This is a genomic window from Streptomyces sp. NBC_01635, assembly GCF_045209715.1.
In the GTDB taxonomy this organism is placed as follows: domain Bacteria; phylum Actinomycetota; class Actinomycetes; order Streptomycetales; family Streptomycetaceae; genus Streptomyces; species Streptomyces hirsutus.
In genome coordinates this window covers 1953810-1974921 of the sequence record NZ_CP109277.1, presented here as the reverse complement: position 1 = coordinate 1974921, position 21112 = coordinate 1953810, and the positions used below count along the sequence as shown (strand labels likewise).

Below are 21112 nucleotides of genomic sequence, written 5' to 3'. Positions count from 1 at the left end.
CGGCCCCCGGTCCGCCCGCGGCCCGCATGGCCGGCCGCGCTTGGCCGGCGCGCCCGCGCCGCGTTCAGAAGCGGCGGGCGCCCAGGTCTCGCGACACCGAGCGGGCGCAGTCCCGGACCGCCGCGATCAGCTCGGGACGCAGCTCGCCGTCCCGCTGCAGCCGCTCCACCGCGCCCATGACGCCGACCGCGCCGACCGGCATGCGCCGCCGGTCGTGGACGGGGGCCGCGATCGAGGCGACGCCCTCCCAGGTCTCCTCGACGTCCACCGCGTACCCGCGGGCGCGAGTGACGTCGAGGATCCGCTCGAAGGCGTCCGGATCGCACACCGTGCGCTCGGTGAACGCCGAGCGGTCGGCCTCCAGGGCCTCGCTGTGGGCCACCGGGTCGTAGGCGGCCAGCACCTTGCCCAGAGCCGTGGAGTGCAGCGGCTGCATGGCCCCCACCTCCAGGACCTGCCGGCTGTCGTCGGGCCGGAACACGTGATGCACGATCAGCACGCCCTGCTGGTGCAGCACCCCCAGATAGACGCTCTCCCCGCTGGAACGGGCCAGGTCGTCCGTCCACACCAGGGCGCGCGCCCGCAGCTCGTGCACGTCGAGATAGGTGGTGCCCAGGCGCAGCAGCTCCGCGCCCAGCTGGTAACGGCCGGAGACTTCGTCCTGTTCGACGAAGCCCACGTGCTGGAGCGTGCGCAGGATGCCGTGGGCCGTCCCCTTGGCGAGGCCCAGCGACGAGGCGATGTCCGACAGGCCGAGCCGCCGCTCGCCGCCCGCCAGCAGGCGCAGCATCGCCGCCGCCCGTTCGAGCGACTGGATGTTCCGTGCCATCGCCGTGCTGTCTCCGTCCCCTTCGACCGCCGCCCCGCGACGCTATCTCTGTTCGGCAATGCCGAACACTACCGCTCGATGCCGACCTCTCGCCAACGATCCGCCGTCATCGGCCGAGAACCGCGGTGTCGTCCGCCGCGTCACCCGTCCGCAGGACACCGGGGCCCGTTCATCATGGTCCGGCTTGTGGACGGCCCGAACATCGGGGAGCGGTCCCGGCTACGCTGGCGGCGTGCCCTGCCCGGGAGGTTCCATCGGGGATCGTTCCGGACAGCCGCAAAGCCGACAGCCGTCGCATTTGAGGGAGCCCTTTGACATGGCCTCGTTGCCGCTGACCCCTTCCGCCGACAGCCGGACCCGTGTGGCCGCGCTCCGAGAGGCCCTCGCCACCCGCGTGGTGGTCGCCGACGGAGCGATGGGCACCATGCTCCAGGCGCACGACCCCACGCTCGAGGACTTCGAGAACCTCGAGGGCTGCAACGAGATCCTGAACCTGACGCGCCCGGACATCGTCCGCTCGGTCCACTTGGAGTACTTCGACGCCGGCGTCGACTGCGTCGAGACCAACACGTTCGGCGCCAACCTCACCGCCCTGGGCGAGTACGACATCGCGGACCGCGTCGTCGAACTGTCCGAGGCGGGTGCGCGCATCGCCCGCGAGGCGGCGGACGAGTTCGCGGCGCGGGACGGCCGCCCCCGATGGGTGCTGGGCTCGATGGGCCCCGGCACCAAGCTGCCCACCCTCGGCCACACCACCTTCGCCGCCATCCGGGACGCCTACCAGCAGAACGCCGAGGGCCTGCTCGCGGGAGGCGCGGACGCGCTGCTGGTGGAGACGACCCAGGACCTGCTGCAGACCAAGGCCTCCGTCATCGCCGCCCGCCGCGCGATGGAGATTGCCGGCCACGAGGTCCCGCTGATCGTGTCGGTCACGGTGGAGACGACCGGCACCATGCTGCTGGGCTCCGAGATCGGCGCCGCGCTCACCGCGCTGGAACCGCTGGGCATCGACATGGTCGGCCTGAACTGCGCGACCGGCCCGGCCGAGATGAGCGAGCACCTGCGCTACCTGGCCCGCCACTCCCGTATCCAGCTGTCGTGCATGCCGAACGCCGGTCTGCCGGAACTCACCAAGGACGGCGCGCGGTACCCGCTGTCTCCGGGGGAGCTGGCGGACGCGCAGGAGAACTTCGTCCGCGACTACGGCCTGTCCCTGGTCGGCGGCTGCTGCGGTACGACGCCCGAGCATCTGCGGCAGCTCGTGGAGCGCGTGCACGGCCTCGCCCCGGCGGAGCGCGACCCGCGCCCGGAACCCGGTGCGGCCTCCCTCTACCAGACCGTCCCCTTCCGGCAGGACACCTCCTACCTGGCGATCGGCGAGCGGACCAACGCCAACGGGTCGAAGAAGTTCCGTGAGGCGATGCTCGAGGGCCGCTGGGACAACTGCGTGGAGATGGCCCGCGAGCAGATCCGCGAGGGCGCGCACATGCTCGACCTGTGCGTGGACTACGTGGGCCGCGACGGCGTCGCCGACATGGAGGAACTGGCCGGCCGATTCGCCACCGCCTCCACCCTGCCGATCGTGCTCGACTCCACCGAGGTCCCCGTCCTGAGGGCCGGCCTGGAGAAGCTCGGCGGCCGGGCGGTCCTCAACTCGGTGAACTACGAGGACGGCGACGGCCCCGAGTCCCGCTTCGCGCGCGTCGCGCAGCTGGCCCAGGAGCACGGCGCGGCGCTGATCGCGCTGACCATCGACGAGGTGGGCCAGGCCCGCACCGCCGAGAAGAAGGTCGAGATCGCCGAGCGCCTGATCGCCGACCTGACCGGCAACTGGGGCATCCACGAGGAGGACATCCTCATCGACTGCCTCACCTTCACCATCTGCACCGGCCAGGAGGAGTCCCGCAAGGACGGCGTCGCCACCCTCGAGGGCATCCGCGAGCTGAAGCGCCGCCACCCCAAGGTGCAGACCACCCTGGGACTGTCGAACATCTCCTTCGGTCTCAACCCGGCCGCCCGCATTCTGCTCAACTCCGTCTTCCTCGACGAATGCGTCAAGGCGGGCCTGGACTCGGCGATCGTGCACGCGTCGAAGATCCTGCCCATCGCCCGCTTCAGCGAGGAGGAGGTCACCACCGCCCTCGACCTGATCCACGACCGGCGCCGTGAGGGCTACGACCCGCTGCAGAAGCTGATGCAGCTCTTCGAGGGCGCCACCGCCAAGTCCCTGAAGGCCGGCAAGGCCGAGGAGCTGGCCTCGCTGCCCCTGGACGAGCGCCTCAAGCGGCGGATCATCGACGGCGAGCGCAAGGGCCTGGAGGACGACCTCGACCAGGCGCTCGAGACCCGCAAGGCCCTCGCCATCGTCAACGACACCCTGCTGGACGGCATGAAGGTGGTCGGCGAACTGTTCGGCTCCGGCCAGATGCAGCTCCCGTTCGTGCTCCAGTCCGCCGAGGTCATGAAGAACGCGGTCGCCCACCTGGAACCGCACATGGAGAAGACCGACGAGGACGGCAAGGGCACCATCGTGCTCGCCACCGTCCGCGGCGACGTGCACGACATCGGCAAGAACCTGGTCGACATCATCCTGTCGAACAACGGCTACAACGTGGTCAACCTGGGCATCAAGCAGCCGGTCTCGGCGATCGTGGAGGCCGCCGACGAGCACAGGGCCGATGTGATCGGGATGTCCGGGCTGCTGGTGAAGTCCACGGTGATCATGAAGGAGAACCTGGAGGAGCTCAACCAGCGCGGCATCGCCGCCGACTACCCGGTGCTCCTCGGCGGCGCCGCGCTGACCCGCGCCTACGTCGAGCAGGACCTGCACGAGATCTACCAGGGCGAGGTCCGCTACGCCCGCGACGCCTTCGAGGGCCTGCGCCTGATGGACGCCCTCATCGGCATCAAGCGCGGCGTGCCCGGCGCGAAGCTGCCCGAGCTGCGGCAGCGCCGGGTCCGCGCGGCCACCGTGGAGATCGACGAGCGCCCCGAGACCGGTCACGTCCGCTCGGACGTCGCCGTCGACAACCCGGTCCCCGAGCCCCCGTTCCGGGGCACCCGGGTGATCAAGGGCATCCAGCTCAAGGAGTACGCGTCCTGGCTCGACGAGGGCGCCCTGTTCAAGGGGCAGTGGGGCCTGAAGCAGGCCCGCACCGGCGACGGGCCGACGTACGAGGAGCTCGTCGAGACCGAGGGCCGGCCCAGGCTGCGCGGCCTGCTGGACCGGCTCCAGACGGACAACCTGCTCGAGGCGGCCGTGGTGTACGGCTACTTCCCGTGCGTCTCCAAGGACGACGACCTGATCGTCCTGGACGAGGCGGGCAACGAACGCACCCGCTTCACCTTCCCGCGCCAGCGCCGCGGACGACGCCTGTGCCTGGCCGACTTCTTCCGCCCGGAGGAGTCCGGCGAGACCGATGTCGTCGGTTTCCAGATCGTCACGGTCGGCTCCCGCATCGGCGAGGAGACCGCGCGGATGTTCGAGGCCAACGCCTACCGCGACTACCTCGAACTGCACGGGCTGTCCGTGCAGCTGGCCGAGGCGCTCGCCGAGTACTGGCACGCGCGGGTGCGTTCGGAGCTCGGGTTCGCCGGTGAGGACCCGGCCGGGATGGAGGACATGTTCGCCCTGAAGTACCGGGGCGCCCGCTTCTCCCTCGGCTACGGCGCCTGTCCCGACCTGGAGGACCGCGCCAAGATCGCCGAGATGCTCCGGCCCGAGCGCATCGGCGTCCACCTGTCCGAGGAGTTCCAGCTGCACCCCGAGCAGTCCACGGACGCCATCGTGATCCACCACCCGGAGGCCAAGTACTTCAACGCCCGCTGACTTAGCCAGGGGGCCCGTGCATCACCGGAAGCGGTTCCCCCGGGCACGACGTACACTGGTCGGTCCACCGCAGGCCGGTTCCCTCAGAGGGAACCGGCCTGATCGTCCCTTTGACGGAGGTACGTGGATGACCAGTACGGTTCCCGCGCTCGACACCCTTTCCCAGAGCCTCCGGCCCGTACGGGCGGGCACGTCCCGCAAGGCCGGAGGATCCACCCTTCAGGCCGTGTTCCTGGACATGGACGGCACCCTGGTCGACACCGAGGGCTTCTGGTGGGACGTCGAGGTCGAGGTGTTCGCCTCCCTCGGCCACACCCTCGACGACTCCTGGCGCCACGTCGTGGTCGGCGGCCCCATGACCCGCAGTGCGGGCTTCCTCGTCGAGGCGACCGGCGCCGACATCCCCCTGGCCGAACTGACGGTGCTGCTCAACGACGGCTTCGAGGCCCGTATCGCCGACAGCCTGCCGCTCATGCCCGGCGCCGCCCGCCTGCTGGCCGAGCTGTCCGAGAACGGCATCCCCACGGCCCTGGTCTCCGCCTCGCACCGGCGCATCATCGACCGGGTGCTCACCTCACTGGGCCCCCAGCACTTCGCGCTGTCGGTCGCCGGTGACGAGGTCCCGCGCACCAAGCCGCACCCCGAGCCGTATCTGGCCGCCGCCGCCGGACTCGGTGTGGACCCCCTGTGGTGCGCCGTCGTCGAGGACACGGCGACCGGCATCGCTTCCGCCGAGGCCGCGGGATGCCACGTCGTGGCGGTGCCCTCGGTGGCCCCGATCGAGGCGGCCGCCCGGCGGACCGTCGTCCCCTCGCTGGAAGCCGTCGACCTGACTTTTCTGCACGGCCTGATGACGGAAATGCGCTAGGCGTTCACCGAGCGTAGACCAGTGTATGGGACCGAAATTCCGGGGGCCCGCACCCGATGGTCCCAGCGGGTGTCCGAAGGAATTCGGACCGCTACCGACCGTTGAATTCCGGTGGTCCCGGCTGGATTTCACATGTGACGTTCACCACTCCTCGGAGGCTCGACAGGGGGGTCGGCATGTGGTGTCCGCCCCTTTTCGGCGGGCCCCGGCGTTCCCTTGTGTCCTGATTGGTGGATCACTGCACCAATCCTGCCGCACCGACGTTCGTCGGTGCGTTCACACCCGGTTCCACTGCGTGATGGAGGCTCAACTTCGGTGGCTGCGGCCCTTCCCGCGAGTCCGGACTAATCTCATCGCGAGAACCTCGCCCCTATCCCCGTGATCGGTAGTAACACCCCTGTATGCCGCATACACGGAGTCGACAGCTCTGGAGAAACTCGAGCATGAACCGCAAGACTTTGGTGTTGGCGGCCGCGATCGGTCTGCTCGCGCCGGTACTCGCCGGCTGTGGCGATACCGAGGGCGGGAGCGGCGACGGCGACGCGATCGTCGTCGGCACCACGGACCGGTTCACCCTCTCGAAGGACGACCCCGCGCCGGTCGACCCGGCGTACGCCTACGACGTCGGTACCTGGAACATCCTGCGCCAGACCGTGCAGACGCTGCTGACCCAGCCGCGCGGTGACGGCGCGCCGGTACCCGAGGCGGCCGAGAGCTGCGGTTTCACCGACTCCGGCAACGAGCGGTACAGCTGCACCCTGCGCGAAGGCCTGAAGTTCTCGAGCGGTGACCCCATCACCGCGGCCGATGTGAAGTACTCCATCGACCGTGCCCTGGCGATCGAGGCCGACAGCGGTGTCTTCGCGCTGCTGTCCACCATCGACACCGTCGAGACGCAGGGCGACCGTGAGGTGATCTTCCACCTCAAGTCGGCGGACGCCACCTTCCCGTACAAGCTGTCCACCCCGGTCGCCGGCATCGTCCCCGAGGGCTCCTACGACAAGGACAAGCTGCGCGAAGGGTTCGACATCGACGGCTCCGGGCCGTACACGTTCGAACCCGAGGTCAAGGACGGCGAGCTGGTCCGCGCCACCTACGTCAAGAACCCCTCCTACAAGGGGTCCCTGAAGGTCGGCCACGGCAAGATCGAGATGCTCTCCTACGAGAGCGCCGAGGCCATGGGCGAGGCGCTCGAGAGCAACGAGATCGACATCATGACCCGAGGCATGTCGCCGGAGCAGATCACGAAGCTCGCCAACGATTCCGACGACACCGTGGACCTCGTCGAGTCGCCGGGTCTGGAGATCCGCTACCTGGCCTTCAACACCGACGCCCCCTCCGTGGAGAACAAGGCCGTCCGCCAGGCCATGGCCCGGGTCATCAACCGCGGCGAACTGGTCGCCAAGGTTTACGGCTCCCAGGCCGAGCCGCTGTACTCGCTGGTCCCCGCGACCGTCACCGGTCACTCCAACGCGTTCTTCAACTTGTACGGCGACCCCGACGTCTCCAAGGCCCGCGAGCTGCTGGGGAAGGCCGGCATCACCACCCCGGTGAAGATGACGCTGCACTACACGACCGACCACTACGGTCCCGCGACCAAGGCGGAGTTCGAGCAGCTCAGCAAGCAGCTCAACGACAGCGGTCTGTTCGACACCGACATCGAGGGCACGGGCTGGAACACCTTCAAGACGGCCGGCCAGAAGGGCAAGTTCGACGTCTACGGCATGGGCTGGTTCCCCGACTATCCGGACGCCGACAACTTCCTCGCCCCGTTCCTGGACGAGGACAACTTCCTCAACTCGCCGTACGCCAACACCGAGATCCGCAAGAAGCTGATCCCTGAGACCCGCCGTCAGGCCGACCGGCTGGCCGCTGTCAACAGCATGAACCAGATCCAGGACATCGTTGCCGAGGAGGTGCCCGTGCTGCCGCTGTGGCAGGGCAAGCAGTACGTCGCCGCGAACGACAACGTCACCGGTACCGCATACCTGCTCAACTCCTCCTCCACGCTTCAGCTGTGGGAGCTGGGCCGTGGCGTGAGCGGCTGACACGGCGGGCCCGGTCCGGGCCCGCATGCGCCGAGGGCGCCTCCCGACTTCCGGGAGGCGCCCTCGGCGCATGCACGTGCGGCGCTTGAGCGGCGCCGGGTGAGCGGGCGGTCGCTACTGCGCCCCCGGGCGCACCAGCCCGCTCTCGTACGCGTACACCGCGGCCTGCACCCGGTCGCGCAGCCCGAGCTTCGTCAGGACATGGCCGACGTGCGTCTTCACCGTTGTCTCGCTGACGAACAGGTCCGCGGCGATCTCCGCGTTGGACAGTCCCCGTGCCACCAGCTTCAGCACCTCGACCTCACGGTCGGTCAGCGTGTGCAGTGTGTCCGGCACCGGCTCGTCGCCGGACGGCAGATGCGTGGCGTACTTGTCCAGCAGCCGGCGCGTGATGCTCGGGGCGAGCATCGCCTCGCCGGCGGCCACCACCCGGATCGCCTGCACCAGCTCATGGGCCGGGGCGTCCTTCAGCAGGAAGCCGCTGGCACCCGCGCGCAGCGCCTCCACCACGTACTCGTCGAGATCGAACGTGGTCAGCACCAGGACTTTCGCCGGGCCGTCCCGCTCGGGGCCGGTGATCTGCCGGGTCGCCTCCACGCCGTCCATCCGCGGCATGCGGATGTCCATCAGCACCACGTCGGGTTGCAGCGCCCGTACCTGGTCCTGGGCCTGGAGGCCGTCCCCGGCCTCGCCGACGACCGCGATGTCCTGCTCGGCCTCCAGGATCATCCGGAAGCCGGTGCGCAGCAGCGGCTGGTCATCGACCAGTAGGACGCGGATGGCCACGTAAGTCTCCTTCGCTAGTCCGCCCTCATTGTGCCCTGCGCCCCGTGTCCCGCCGGAGTCCGGGTCGCGTCACACCGCGTCGCCCCCGGCGGTCCGTACCGGCAGCGGATAGGGCGGGGGAGTGCCGCCGAACTCCGGGCAGTGCGCCTGGTGGTCGCACCAGCCGCACAGCTTGGTGGGACGCGGCCGCCAGTCGCCGGTCTCCGTGGCCTGCCGGATCGCCTCCCACAACGCCAGCAGTTTGCGTTCGACGCGCTCCAGATCGGCGCGGACGGGGTCGTACGTCAGCACATCGCCGCTGCCCAGGTACACGAGCTGCAGGCGGCGCGGGATCACCCGCTTCAGCCGCCACACCACCAGGGCGTAGAACTTCATCTGGAACAGCGCGCCCTCCGCGTACTCCGGCCGCGGCGCCTTGCCCGTCTTGTAGTCGACGATCCGCACCTCGCCGGTGGGCGCCACATCCACCCGGTCGATGATCCCGCGCAGCCTCAGCCCGGAATCCAGCTCGGCCTCCACGAACAGCTCCCGCTCGGCGGGTTCCAGCCGGCTCGGATCCTCCAGGCTGAACCAGCGCTCCACCAGCTGCTCCGCCTCCGCCAGCCAGCGCGCCAGCCGCTCGCCCTCCGGATCCTCGGCGAACAGCTCCACGACCTCAGGCCGGGACTCCCGCAGCCGGTCCCACTGCCCCGGTACGAGTGCCTTCGCCCGCGGCGCGGTGCGCTCGGCGGCCGGGGCATCGAATAGACGTTCCAGTACCGCGTGCACCAGCGTGCCTCGCGTCGCCGCTTCGCTCGGCTTCTCCGGCAGCCGGTCGATGACCCGGAACCGGTACAGCAGCGGACACTGCATGAAGTCACTGGCGCGCGACGGGGACAGTGAGGCGGGCGGGGCGGCGGGCCGCGCGGCAGGCGCTGCGGCCGCCCCGGCCGTCTCCCCGCCCCCTGCCGCCGCCCCGGCCGTGCCCGGCGCGTCCGCCGCCACGACCGGCGTGCTGTCGGACCGCCCCGCGGCCCCGGTGCTCGTCTCCATGTCCACAGACCCTACGGCCCAGCGCCGACAGTGACCGCACGCGGCGGGGTGACCGAAGGGGGAGAAGGGGAAGGAGAGGGGGAGCGGGCGCGGTGACGGAGGGGCACGGAGAGGGGTGCCGAGACGAAACGTGTGGCGACGGCCGCATACCATCGACTCGAGACCCTCCCGTCCGGCAGGCGCGGGAGACGCAGCGACGAGGGGACACCGGTGGACGCAAGCGGCGGACGCGGGCAGCCGCGCTCCGGCAACGACGAGTCGGCCGAGCGCCACACAGGGCACCCGGCAGACGAACCCACCACGGACGGAGGCCGCTTCGGCCCGGCCGGAACCGCCCCGAACCCCTCGGACCCCTCGGACCCCTCGGGCGGCCGGCCCGACGAGCACGCCGCCGAGCGCACCCCGCCGAACTCCGAAAACACTCCGCCGCGGACCGCCGGCGCCCCGGCGGAGGCCGGAACCCCGTCCCGGAACGGGACGCCCGAGCAGCCCTCCGCCCCGGTGACCTCGGAGAAGCCGGAGAAGCCCGCCGGGGCCCGTGAGCCGAGGGCTCCGCACGGGACCGACTCCGCCGGGACCGACATCCCGGCCGGCAGCCGTGCGGCCGGCCCCTCGCCCGACGAGACCCCGGCCGGCCACCGGCCCGCACCCTCCGAGCCGGACCCGTCGCACCAGCCCCACCACCCCGACCGCCCCTTCGCCCACTCGGCACCCGGCAAGGAATCAGCGCCGCAGCGCCCGGCGGAGCAGAAGCGCGGCGGACTGCTGATGGGACGCCCCTTCGGCGTGCCCGTCTACGTCGCGCCCAGCTGGTTCCTCGTCGCCATCCTCATCACCTGGGTCTTCGGCGGCCAGATCGACCGTGTGCTGCCCGAGCTCGGCGCCGCCAGCTACCTGGTCTCACTGTTCTTCGCCGTCGCCTTCTACGCCTCGGTGCTGGTCCACGAACTCGCCCACACCCTGGCCGCCCTCCGCTTCAAGCTCCCGGTGCGCCGCATCCAGCTCCAGTTCTTCGGCGGCGTCTCCGAGATCGAGAAGGAGGCCGAGACACCCGGACGGGAGTTCGTGCTCGCCTTCGTGGGTCCGCTGCTCTCCCTCGTCCTGTCCGGCCTGTTCTACCTCGGACTGCTCGCGGTCGACCCCGGCTCCGTCCCCGGCGTCCTGCTGGCCGGCCTGATGATCTCGAACCTCATCGTGGCCGTCTTCAACCTCCTGCCCGGCCTCCCCCTCGACGGCGGACGCATGCTCCGCGCGGTCGTCTGGAAGATCACCGGCAAGCCGATGAGCGGCACCGTCGCCGCCGCCTGGGTGGGCCGCGCCCTCGCCATCGCCGTCCTGGTCGGCCTCCCCCTGCTCACCCAGTCCGGAGCCCTCGGCTCCGACGCCGCGGACGGCGTCGGCATGGACACCGTCCTCGACGCCCTGCTCGCCGCCATCCTCGCGGCGATCATCTGGACCGGCGCCGGCAACAGCCTGCGCATGGCCCGTCTGCGCGAGCACCTGCCGGAACTGCGCGCCCGCGCCCTGACCCGCCGTGCGGTACCCGTCGAGACCGACACCCCCCTCTCCGAGGCGCTGCGCCGCGCCAACGCCGCCGGAGCCCGCGCCCTCGTCGTCGTCGACGCCGACGGCACCCCCCTGTCCCTGGTGCGCGAGGCCGCCATCGTCGGCGTACCCGAGCACCGCCGCCCCTGGGTCGCGGTCAGCGGACTGGCCCAGGACCTCACCGACGGCATGCGCGTCTCCGCCGAACTCGCGGGGGAGGAGCTCCTGGAAGCCCTGCGTGCCGCACCCGCCACCGAGTACCTGGTCGTCGAGGCGACCGGCGAGATCTACGGCGTCCTGTCCGCGGCCGACGTCGAGCGCGCCTTCGTCAAGGCCATGGCCCGCCCCGCCTGACGCCCGCCGCCCGAAGGCCGTTCCGCCCGCCGTCCGCCCTCGGCCTCCGGGTGGTCAGCGGTCCCTGCCGGGACCGGTAGGCTGGTCACATGTCCGAACCGACCGGTGCCGCCCGCCGCCGTGGGCCCTTCAAGGTCGGGGACCAGGTACAGCTGACCGACCCCAAGGGCCGCCACTACACGTTCACGCTCGAGGCCGGGAAGAACTTCCACACCCACAAGGGTTCCTTCCCCCACGACGAGCTGATCGGCGCACCCGAGGGCAGCGTTGTCCGCACCACCGGGAACGTCGCCTACCTCGCGCTGCGCCCCCTGCTCCCCGACTACGTCCTGTCCATGCCCCGCGGGGCAGCCGTCGTCTACCCGAAGGACGCGGGGCAGATCCTCGCCTTCGCCGACATCTTCCCCGGCGCCCGCGTGGTGGAGGCCGGTGTCGGCTCCGGCTCCCTCAGCAGCTTCCTGCTGCGCGCCATCGGCGACCAGGGCATGCTGCACAGCTACGAACGCCGCGAGGACTTCGCCGAGATCGCCCAGGCCAACGTGGAGCGCTACTTCGGCGGCCCGCACCCCGCCTGGCAGCTCACCGTCGGCGACCTCCAGGACAACCTGTCCGACACCGAGGTCGACCGCGTCATCCTCGACATGCTCGCCCCCTGGGAGTGCCTGGAGGCGGTCTCCAAGGCGCTCGTCCCCGGCGGCATCCTGTGCTGCTACGTCGCGACCACCACCCAGCTCGCCCGGACCGTCGAGTCCATCCGGGAGATCGGCTCCTTCAACGAACCGACCGCCTGGGAATCGATGATCCGCAACTGGCACATCGAAGGTCTCGCCGTCCGCCCGGACCACCGGATGATCGGCCACACCGGCTTCCTGCTCACCGCCCGCCGGCTCGCCGACGGCGTGGAACCCCCCATGCGCCGCCGCCGCCCGGCCAAGGGCGCCTACGGCGAGGACTACTCGGGACCCAACGCCGACGCGGGCACCGCGCGCTGACGCGACCGCCACCCCGACAACGCACGAGCGCCGTGGCGCAGTTCCCCCCTTGCACCGGGAACTGCGCCACGGCGCTCTCCCGTTGACGCGACGGGAAGGGGCGGGGCCCTGCGGCACGACTCCGCACCCCGCCGTTCCCCCGCACTGTGACGTGTGGCACGATGCTGGACACCCCACCGGCACAGCTCTCACAGGAGACGCTCCTCGTGCAGTCACCCGCCGTCCCGGAGCTCGCGCACACGCACACCCGCCCGATCCACTGGGTCGCCACCGCCACGGCCGTCGCGGGCGTGGTGGCGCTCTCCTCCCTGATGCAGCCCGGAGCCGCGACGGCGGCCCAGACACCCGCCCCGGAGACGAAGAGCGCCCCGGTGCACATGGCACCCCCCGACCCGGCGGCCGTCGAGTTCCCGCTCGAGTGCGGTCCGGTGGGCGTGGTGGTCAAGAAGCACGCGGCCGGTGACCTGGACGGCGACGGCCTGCCCGAGACGGTGGCGGCCGTCCACTGCGACGCCTCCATGGGCACCCCGCCCGACGGCATGTACGTGCTGGCCCAGGCGGCCGGGGTCGACACGCCTCGCGTGGTGGCCACCCTCGTCGATCCCGAGGACCGCACCAACGTCGACGACTTCGCCGTGCGCGACGGCGAGATCACCGCGGCGCTTCTCGGCTACTCGTCCACCGACGTGCCCCGTTGCTGCCCCGACGTGCGCGAGAGCGCGAAGTGGCATTGGGACAACGGGGTGTTCGTCCGCTCCGAGCCCTCCGGCGCCCGGAGCGTGTGAACCCGGCGCGGGAGCATCTCGCGCAACTCGGGGCACACGCCCCGGCGCACGCCCACTCGCGCACTCCGGAGCGCCGGAGAGCATGCGAGGAAACGGACAGCGGTGACGAGCGGTACCGGACCGATTACTCCGCGTCCGGCCCGTACACCTCCACGCCGTCCGCCACGCGACGCACGTGGATGCACTCGCCCGGACACTCCTTCGCGGAATCGACCACGTCCGAGAGGATCGGCAGCGGCACACGCGTCGCCGCCCCCGGGGCCTGCAACAACTCGTCGTCCGAGCCCTTCACGTACGCCAGCCCGTCGATGTCCAGCTCGAACACCTCGGGCGCGTACTGCGCGCAGATGCCGTCGCCGGTACACAGGTCCTGATCGATCCAGACCTCCAGGGTTCCGCCCTCGACGCCGGCCTCCTGCTGCACGCTCATCTCTCCTGCCGTCTCCCCGTGTCCCGGTCTCCCGCCCCGAACCGGACGGGAATCCGGCCAGCTCCGACGGGTGTTGAACACATCGACCCTACCTTCGCCGGGATTCCCGTCACCCTCGGTGGGTATTCCCCTGACGTGAGGGAGAGCGCAAGGGTGAAGATCGGACACACCCCGACCGTCTTTGTGATCTAGGGGTTTCAATCGACACCCGCCCAGGTAGGGTCTGGAAGCGTCCAGCTCCCCTTGGAGGAGGTGAGGACCGTGGCAGCCCACGACGACGACATGAACCGCGGCATCCGCCCGGGACGCGGGTCCGAGGACCCGGCCGGGCAGATTGCCTACCTTGAGCAGGAGATCGCCGTCCTGCGCCGCAAGCTCGCCGACTCTCCGCGACACACGAGGATTCTCGAAGAGCGGATCGTCGAGCTGCAGACCAACCTGGCCGGCGTGTCCGCCCAGAACGAACGACTCGCCGGCACGCTCCGCGAGGCCCGTGACCAGATCGTGGCCCTCAAGGAGGAGGTCGACCGGCTCGCACAGCCCCCGGCCGGCTTCGGCGTCTTCCTCATGGCGAACGAGGACGGCACCGCCGACATCTTCACCGGCGGTAGAAAACTCCGGGTGAACGTGAGTCCCGGCATCGACCTCGACGAGCTCCGGCGTGGCCAGGAAGTGATGCTCAACGAAGCGCTCAACGTGGTCGAGGCCATGGAGTTCGAGCGCGTCGGCGACATCGTCACCCTCAAGGAGATCCTCGAGGACGGCGAACGGGCACTCGTCCTCGGTCACACCGACGAGGAACGCGTGGTCCGGCTCGCCGAGCCGCTGCTGGGCATCACCATCCGCCCGGGCGACGCGCTCCTGCTCGAACCCCGCTCCGGGTACGTCTACGAGGTCGTCCCCAAGAGCGAGGTCGAGGAGCTCGTCCTCGAAGAAGTCCCCGACATCGGCTACGAGCAGATCGGCGGCCTCGGCAACCAGATCGAAGCCATCCGCGACGCCGTCGAGCTGCCCTACCTCTACCCGGACCTGTTCAAGGAGCACGAACTGCGTCCGCCCAAGGGCGTCCTGCTCTACGGCCCTCCCGGATGCGGCAAGACGCTCATCGCCAAGGCCGTGGCGAACTCGCTGGCGAAGAAGGTCGCGGAAGTGACCGGAGCGGCCGCCGGCAAGAGCTTCTTCCTCAACATCAAGGGCCCCGAGCTCCTCAACAAGTACGTCGGCGAGACCGAGCGGCAGATCCGCCTCGTCTTCCAGCGGGCCCGCGAGAAGGCCAGCGAGGGCACCCCCGTCATCGTCTTCTTCGACGAGATGGAATCCCTCTTCCGCACCCGCGGCTCCGGCGTCAGCTCCGACGTGGAGAACACGATCGTCCCGCAGCTCCTCGCCGAGATCGACGGTGTGGAGGGCCTGCAGAACGTGGTCGTGATCGGCGCCTCCAACCGTGAGGACATGATCGACCCCGCCATCCTGCGGCCCGGCCGGCTCGACGTGAAGATCAAGATCGAACGTCCGGACGCCGAAGCGGCCAGGGACATCTTCGGCAAGTACCTCACCCAGCGCCTCCCGCTGCACGGCGACGACCTCGCCGAGCACGGCGGCGACCGGGGCACGACGGTCCAGAGCATGATCCAGACCGCTGTGGAACACATGTACGCCGAAACCGAGGAAAACCGCTTCCTGGAAGTCACCTACGCCAACGGAGACAAGGAAGTCCTCTACTTCAAGGACTTCAACTCCGGCGCCATGATCGAGAACATCGTCGGCCGCGCCAAGAAGATGGCGATCAAGGACTTCCTCGAAAAGACCCAGAAGGGCCTCCGCGTCTCCCACCTCCTCCAGGCCTGCGTGGACGAGTTCAAGGAGAACGAGGACCTGCCCAACACCACCAACCCCGACGACTGGGCCCGGATCTCCGGAAAGAAGGGCGAGCGGATCGTTTACATCCGCACCCTCATCACCGGAAAGCAGGGCTCGGACACGGGGCGCTCCATCGACACGGTGGCGAACACCGGTCAGTACCTGTAAAAGACAGGGCGGCTGCGGGTGCCCTCGACGGGTACCCGCAGCCGACTGTTTTCTGCAGTCACCACCGGAACACAGCAATGACGCAAATGATCTCCCCACCAGCGCAAAGGCGTTCTAGGCTCTTCGGTACCGCCGAGTCGCACAGTGCGGGGACGGGCACCGCACACGCACCGGAGCGCCAGCGGTACTTGAGCAGCGCCCCCGACCGGGGACGCCGCCGGGCAAGGAGGGCCGCATGACTGTACGGCGAGTAATGGGCATCGAGACGGAGTACGGGATCTCCGTCCCCGGCCACCCCAACGCCAATGCCATGCTCACCTCATCCCAGATCGTGAACGCCTACGCGGCGGCGATGCACCGGGCCCGCCGAGCCCGCTGGGACTTCGAGGAGGAGAACCCGCTACGAGACGCGCGAGGCTTCGACCTCGCTCGCGAGGCCGCCGACTCCAGCCAGCTCACCGACGAGGACATCGGCCTCGCCAACGTCATCCTCACCAATGGCGCGCGACTCTACGTCGACCACGCACACCCCGAATACAGCGCCCCCGAGGTCACCAACCCCCGCGACGCCGTCCTCTGGGACAAGGCCGGCGAGCGGATCATGGCCGAGGCCGCGGAACGGGCTGCCGCGCTCCCGGGCGCGCAGCCCATCCACCTGTACAAGAACAACACCGACAACAAGGGCGCCTCCTACGGCACCCACGAGAACTACCTGATGAAGCGGGAGACGCCCTTCTCGGACATCGTCCGCCACCTCACCCCGTTCTTCGTCTCGCGCCAGGTCTTCACCGGCGCGGGACGCGTCGGCATCGGCCAGGACGGCCGCGAGCACGGCTTCCAGCTCAGCCAGCGCGCGGACTACTTCGAGGTCGAGGTCGGTCTCGAGACCACGCTGAAGCGCCCCATCATCAACACCCGCGACGAACCCCACGCCGACGCCGAGAAGCACCGCCGGCTCCATGTGATCATCGGTGACGCGAACCTCTCCGAGATCTCGACCTACCTGAAGCTCGGCACGACCGCGCTCGTGCTGTCGATGATCGAGGACGGCTTCATCGCCGTGGACCTCGCGGTCGACCAGCCCGTACGGACGCTGCACCGGGTCTCGCACGACCCCACCCTGAAGCGGCTGGTCACGCTCCGCAGCGGCCGTACACTCACCGCCGTCCAGCTCCAGATGGAGTACTACGAACTCGCCCGCAAGTACGTCGAGGAACGGTACGGAGCCGACGCCGACGACCAGACCAAGGACGTCCTGGCCCGCTGGGAGGACACCCTCAACCGTCTGGAGAACGACCCCATGAGCCTGGCCGGCGAGCTGGACTGGGTCGCCAAGCGGCAGGTCATGGAGGGCTACCGGCGCAGGGACGATCTGGACTGGGACGCGGCCCGGCTGCACCTCGTCGACCTCCAGTACGCCGACGTGCGGCCCGACAAGGGGCTCTACAACCGTCTGGTCGCCCGTGGCAGCATCAAGCGGCTGCTGGACGAGACGGAGGTCGAGCGGGCCCGGACGAAGCCGCCGGAGGACACCCGCGCCTATTTCCGCGGACGCTGCCTGGAGCAGTACGCGGACGACGTCGCGGCGGCCTCCTGGGACTCGGTGATTTTCGATCTGCCGGGCCGGGACTCGCTCCAGCGGGTTCCAACCCTGGAACCACTTCGCGGAACGCGTAATCATGTTAAGGAGCTCCTGGACCGCTGCCGCACGGCAGAAGACCTGGTCAGGGTGTTGTCCGGCAACTGAGCCGGCCCGCATGACCGGGCCGCCGGACAGGGTGGAAAGTCCGGCGAAAGGGAATCATCGAGGTGGCCGCCGTACGTTGGAGGAACTGCGGGGCCCATGTCGGATCCTGCTTGTAGGGTCTGATCAAGAACGTCGAACCGAGCGGGGTGAGGGGTTATGGCGACCAAGGACACCGGCGGCGGACAGCAGAAGGCGACGCGTTCCACCGAGGAGGTCGAGGAGGCGCCCGAGGCGCAGGCATCCGAAGACCTCAAGGAGCGCCAGGAGCAGCTGAGCGACGACGTGGACGACGTCCTCGACGAAATCGATGATGTGCTCGAGGCCAATGCCGAGGACTTCGTGCGAAGCTTCGTGCAAAAGGGTGGGCAGTAAAGGCCGACTCCGTCACTTCACCTTTGAATCGAAGATTTCAGGGGGGAAGGGTGGCTGGCGGGCCGAACATGAAGCAGTGCAGGAAGTACAAGCGTGAGCTTCCTGCCGCTGTGTTCGCGCGTGACAGGAATCGGCGTGATGGCCTCCCGGCGCCGCCGGGAGGCCATCGGGAAAACCGTGCGCGAGAAGGTGGACCTCCCGGCGGGGTGCAAGCTCTGCCGGACGTGCGGCGGGATCGAACCGCACAGTGAGTGGCACCGCGATGCGACCGCGTCCGACGGTCTCTCGACGCACTGCAAGGCATGCAGGGCGGTCCAGGGGGCGGCAGGAGCACCCGAAGTGCCGGTACGGCATCACCGAAGCCGAGTGCGACGAACCGGTCGCCTCGCAAGGAGGCGCCTGCTGCACAGGTTCGTCCGCCCCCGCCGCACAGGTGGATCACTGCCACAGGACGGGTAGGGTCCGTGGCGTACTGTGCTTCAGCTGCAATGCCGCGCTGGGGCAGTTCAAGGACCGGCCCGATGCCATAAGGCGGGCTGCCGCTTACGTGGAAGGAATCGCGTGGAAGCCAACACTCGTAGCACCGGGCGTCTGCCGGCTGCCTTCCTGACCCCCGGGTCGTCGTCCTTCATGGACTTCCTGTCGGAGCATCAGCCGGAGATGCTCCCGGGGAAGCGGCAACTGCCGCCCACTCAGGGCGTGATCGAGGCGCCGCACGGGACCACGATCGTCGCCGTGAGCTTCCCCGGCGGTGTCGTGCTCGCCGGTGACCGCCGGGCCACCATGGGCAACGTCATCGCCCAGCGGGACATCGAGAAGGTGTTCCCCGCGGACGAGTACTCGGCGGTGGGCATCGCCGGCACGGCGGGGCTCGCCGTGGAGATGGTGAAGCTGTTCCAGCTGGAGCTGGAGCACTTCGAGAAGGTCGAGGGCGCGCAGCTGTCCCTGGAGGGCAAGGCGAACCGGCTGTCGACCATGATCCGGTCCAACCTCGGGATGGCGATGCAGGGCCTGGCCGTGGTCCCGCTGTTCGCGGGCTACGACGTGGACCGGGAGAAGGGGCGGATCTTCTCCTACGACGTCACGGGCGGGCGTTCGGAGGAGAAGGGGTACGCGGCCACCGGTTCCGGGTCGGTCTTCGCGCGCAGTGCCATGAAGAAGCTCTTCCGGGACGATCTGAACGAGTCCGAGGCGACCACCCTGGTGGTGCAGGCCCTGTACGACGCCGCGGACGACGACTCGGCGACCGGCGGCCCCGATGTCGCCCGCCGGATCTACCCGATCGTCACGGTGATCACCGAGGACGGCTTCCGCCGGCTCACCGAGGACGAGGCGTCCGGGATCGCCCGGTCGGTGCTGGAGCGGCGGCTGGAGCAGCCGGACGGTCCGCGCGCCGCGCTGCTGTAGGGCACGCGGTTCGTTGGTGACGGCCCTTCACCCAGCCTCCATCCAGTGACTTCGACAGAAAGGGACGGTTGACCCGTGTCGACGCCGTTCTATGTCTCACCCCAGCAGGCGATGGCCGACCGGGCGGAGTACGCCCGCAAAGGGATCGCGCGCGGCCGCAGCCTGGTCGTGCTGCAGTATGCCGACGGCATCGTGTTCGTCGGCGAGAACCCGTCCCGTGCGCTGCACAAGTTCAGCGAGATCTACGACCGGATCGGCTTCGCCGCCGCCGGCAAGTACAACGAGTACGAGAATCTGCGGATCGGCGGCGTGCGCTACGCCGATCTGCGGGGTTACACCTATGACCGGGACGACGTGACCGCCCGGGGCCTGGCGAACGTGTACGCGCAGACCCTGGGCACGATCTTCTCGAGTGCGGCGGAGAAGCCGTACGAGGTGGAGCTGGTGGTGGCCGAGGTCGGCGAGACCCCGGAGGGCGACCAGATCTACCGGCTGCCGCACGACGGTTCCATCGTCGACGAGCACGGCTCGGTGGCGGTGGGGGGCAACGCGGAGCAGATCAGCGGCTATCTGGACCAGCGGCACCGGGACGGCATGACGCTGGCCGAGGCACTGGCGCTGGCGGTGCAGTCGCTGTCGCGGGACACCAACGGCAGTGAGCGGGAGATTCCCGCGGAGCGGCTGGAGGTGGCGGTGCTGGACCGTACGCGGCCGCAGCAGCGCAAGTTCAAGCGCATCACCGGGCGGCAGCTGGCACGGCTGCTCGCGGCCGACGGCGCGGAGACGGCGTCCGAGGCGGAGGCCGATGTGGAGGCGGAGGACGAGGCGGGAGGCGCGTCCGGGGGTCCGTCCGAGGGCACTCCGGAGGGCAAGGAGTAGAACCGGCCGGCACCCGTCCCGTTCGGGTGAGGCGGTGGGTCTGTACGGCCAGGTGGGGGTGTGCGTCCGCAGTGCGGGCGGACGCCCCCACGGGTGCGTCAGGGGCGCGGGGCGGGCGGGGCCGTCGATCCCCGGACCACCAGGTGGACGGGGATGTCTTCGGCCTCGGGGGTGCGGTGGTCGAGGACCGCGAGGAGGGCCTGCATACCCCGTTCGCCGAAGAGTTCCGCGTCGAGGCGGACCGTGGTGAGTTCCGGGTCGAGGGCCGTGGCGAGGGCCAGGTCGTCGAGGCCGGTGACGGAGAGGTCGTCGGGGACGCGCAGGCCGAGCCGGCGTGCCGCCTTGTAGGCGCCGGCCGCGAGCTGGTCGTCGTCGCAGACGACGGCGGTGGGACGGCCGGGGGCGGCCAGGGCGGTGTGGGCGGCGGTGACGGCGCCCTGGATGGAGATGGGCGAGCGGGCGGTGCGCAGAGTCGTGCCGGGGACCGCGGCCAGCCGGGCCGCCAGTTCGCGGGCGCGTACGTCGAAGGTCCAGGAGGGGACGTCCGCCGCCAGGTGGAGGACGTCGCGGTGGCCCAGGTCCAGGAGATGGCGGGCGATGCGGCGGACGCCGTCGGCGATGTCGAGGTTGACCGTCGCGGCGCCCAGGGTGCTTTCGGGGTCGCTGTCGAGCATGACCAGGGGGAGCTGGTCGCCGCGGATCGCGGTGAGGGCGTCCGCGGCCATGGAGGACGCGATGACGCCGTCGAGGGCGGCCTGTCCGGAAGCGAAGGGGTTGCGGGCGGGGCCGATGCCCTCGGGGGAGGGGTAGAGCACGACGCCGAAGCCGTGCTGGGCGGCGACGCGCGCGGCCCCGGTGTAGACGCCGGCGAAGAACTCGGTGGTGAGGGCGGGGACGACCAGGAGCACCGTGCGGGTGCGGCCGAGGCGCAGGTTGCGGGCGGCCAGGTTGGGGCGGTAGCCGAGGGTGTGCGCCGCTTCGCGTACGCGTTGTGCCGTGGTTTCGGAGACGCGGCCGCGCCATTTGTCGCCCATGACGAGGGAGACGGCGGCCTGGGAGACGCCGGCGGCCTGCGCGACGTCCCGGCTGGTGGGGCGGGTCTGGGCTCGGGCCACCGTGGGACCGCTCCTTCGACTGGACTCCGTCTGGACTGGCGAACAGCGGACATGGTACGTATGGAG

General features: G+C 70.1%; 17 protein-coding genes. 12 read left to right on the top strand and 5 right to left on the bottom strand.

Annotated elements, in window-relative coordinates; genetic code table 11:
• Positions 1 to 64 precede the first annotated feature (64 nt).
• Positions 65 to 829 (bottom strand): IclR family transcriptional regulator, encoded by a 765-nt coding sequence (locus tag OHB56_RS09390; protein ID WP_326751834.1) that lies wholly within the window; start codon positions 827 to 829, stop codon positions 65 to 67.
• 316 nt (positions 830 to 1145) lie between these two features.
• Here OHB56_RS09390 and metH point away from each other — a divergent pair, with 316 nt between their 5' ends.
• The 3 genes from metH (at position 1146) to OHB56_RS09375 (ending at position 7574) form a co-directional block, all read left to right on the top strand.
• On the top strand, positions 1146 to 4658 hold the full coding sequence (metH, locus tag OHB56_RS09385; protein WP_326751833.1) for a methionine synthase: 3513 nt from the start codon (positions 1146 to 1148) through the stop codon (positions 4656 to 4658).
• Positions 4659 to 4785: 127 nt separating this feature from the next.
• Entirely contained in the window at positions 4786 to 5526 is a 741-nt protein-coding gene (locus OHB56_RS09380; RefSeq protein WP_406352636.1) for an HAD family hydrolase, read from the top strand.
• A 443-nt stretch (positions 5527 to 5969) separates the two neighbouring features.
• On the top strand, positions 5970 to 7574 hold the full coding sequence (locus OHB56_RS09375; RefSeq protein ID WP_326751831.1) for an ABC transporter substrate-binding protein: 1605 nt from the start codon (positions 5970 to 5972) through the stop codon (positions 7572 to 7574).
• 114 nt (positions 7575 to 7688) lie between these two features.
• On the opposite strand, the gene OHB56_RS09370 is transcribed toward OHB56_RS09375, so the two are convergent.
• Together OHB56_RS09370 and OHB56_RS09365 are read right to left on the bottom strand one after the other, a co-directional pair.
• A complete protein-coding gene (locus tag OHB56_RS09370; RefSeq protein WP_326751830.1) occupies positions 7689 to 8360 on the bottom strand; it encodes a response regulator transcription factor in 672 nt (223 codons plus the stop codon).
• Positions 8361 to 8429: 69 nt separating this feature from the next.
• On the bottom strand, positions 8430 to 9392 hold the full coding sequence (locus OHB56_RS09365) for a RecB family exonuclease (protein WP_326751829.1): 963 nt from the start codon (positions 9390 to 9392) through the stop codon (positions 8430 to 8432).
• 210 nt (positions 9393 to 9602) lie between these two features.
• Here OHB56_RS09365 and OHB56_RS09360 point away from each other — a divergent pair, with 210 nt between their 5' ends.
• The 3 genes from OHB56_RS09360 (at position 9603) to OHB56_RS09350 (ending at position 13068) form a co-directional block, all read left to right on the top strand.
• Positions 9603 to 11291, top strand: a complete 1689-nt coding sequence (locus OHB56_RS09360) for a site-2 protease family protein (protein WP_406352632.1) — start codon at positions 9603 to 9605, stop codon at positions 11289 to 11291.
• An 89-nt stretch (positions 11292 to 11380) separates the two neighbouring features.
• Positions 11381 to 12283, top strand: a complete 903-nt coding sequence (locus tag OHB56_RS09355; protein WP_055597854.1) for a tRNA (adenine-N1)-methyltransferase — start codon at positions 11381 to 11383, stop codon at positions 12281 to 12283.
• Between the two features lie 206 nt (positions 12284 to 12489).
• The gene (locus tag OHB56_RS09350; protein ID WP_326751827.1) at positions 12490 to 13068 is read left to right on the top strand and encodes a hypothetical protein; all 579 of its coding nucleotides are present in this window, start codon (positions 12490 to 12492) and stop codon (positions 13066 to 13068) included.
• 124 nt (positions 13069 to 13192) lie between these two features.
• Here OHB56_RS09350 and OHB56_RS09345 read toward each other — a convergent pair whose 3' ends face one another.
• Positions 13193 to 13498: a ferredoxin gene (locus tag OHB56_RS09345; protein WP_406352630.1), complete on the bottom strand. Its 306-nt coding sequence runs from the start codon at positions 13496 to 13498 to the stop codon at positions 13193 to 13195.
• Positions 13499 to 13759: 261 nt separating this feature from the next.
• On the opposite strand from OHB56_RS09345, the gene arc reads away from it, so the two are divergent.
• The 6 genes from arc to prcA all read left to right on the top strand — a co-directional run bounded on the left by arc (position 13760) and on the right by prcA (position 19931).
• Positions 13760 to 15526 (top strand): proteasome ATPase, encoded by a 1767-nt coding sequence (gene arc / locus OHB56_RS09340; RefSeq protein ID WP_326751825.1) that lies wholly within the window; start codon positions 13760 to 13762, stop codon positions 15524 to 15526.
• 235 nt (positions 15527 to 15761) lie between these two features.
• A complete protein-coding gene (gene dop / locus OHB56_RS09335) occupies positions 15762 to 17273 on the top strand; it encodes a depupylase/deamidase Dop (RefSeq protein ID WP_406352627.1) in 1512 nt (503 codons plus the stop codon).
• Positions 17274 to 17429: 156 nt separating this feature from the next.
• Positions 17430 to 17645 carry a ubiquitin-like protein Pup gene (locus tag OHB56_RS09330; protein ID WP_055571807.1) on the top strand — a complete coding sequence of 72 codons (216 nt, stop codon included), beginning with the start codon at positions 17430 to 17432 and terminating at the stop codon, positions 17643 to 17645.
• 262 nt (positions 17646 to 17907) lie between these two features.
• Positions 17908 to 18255, top strand: a complete 348-nt coding sequence (locus OHB56_RS09325; RefSeq protein ID WP_326751824.1) for an endonuclease VII domain-containing protein — start codon at positions 17908 to 17910, stop codon at positions 18253 to 18255.
• Complete coding sequence (prcB, locus tag OHB56_RS09320; protein ID WP_326751823.1) at positions 18207 to 19052, top strand: proteasome subunit beta; 846 nt, start codon at positions 18207 to 18209, stop codon at positions 19050 to 19052. The genes OHB56_RS09325 and prcB overlap by 49 nt, the downstream gene beginning before the upstream one ends.
• A gap of 75 nt (positions 19053 to 19127) precedes the next feature.
• Positions 19128 to 19931, top strand: coding sequence for a proteasome subunit alpha (prcA, locus tag OHB56_RS09315; protein ID WP_326751822.1), 804 nt, complete (start codon positions 19128 to 19130; stop codon positions 19929 to 19931).
• 98 nt (positions 19932 to 20029) lie between these two features.
• Here the strand turns inward: prcA and OHB56_RS09310 are convergent, their stop codons facing one another.
• Positions 20030 to 21046: a LacI family DNA-binding transcriptional regulator gene (locus tag OHB56_RS09310; protein ID WP_326751821.1), complete on the bottom strand. Its 1017-nt coding sequence runs from the start codon at positions 21044 to 21046 to the stop codon at positions 20030 to 20032.
• Between the last annotated feature and the right edge of the window lie 66 nt (positions 21047 to 21112).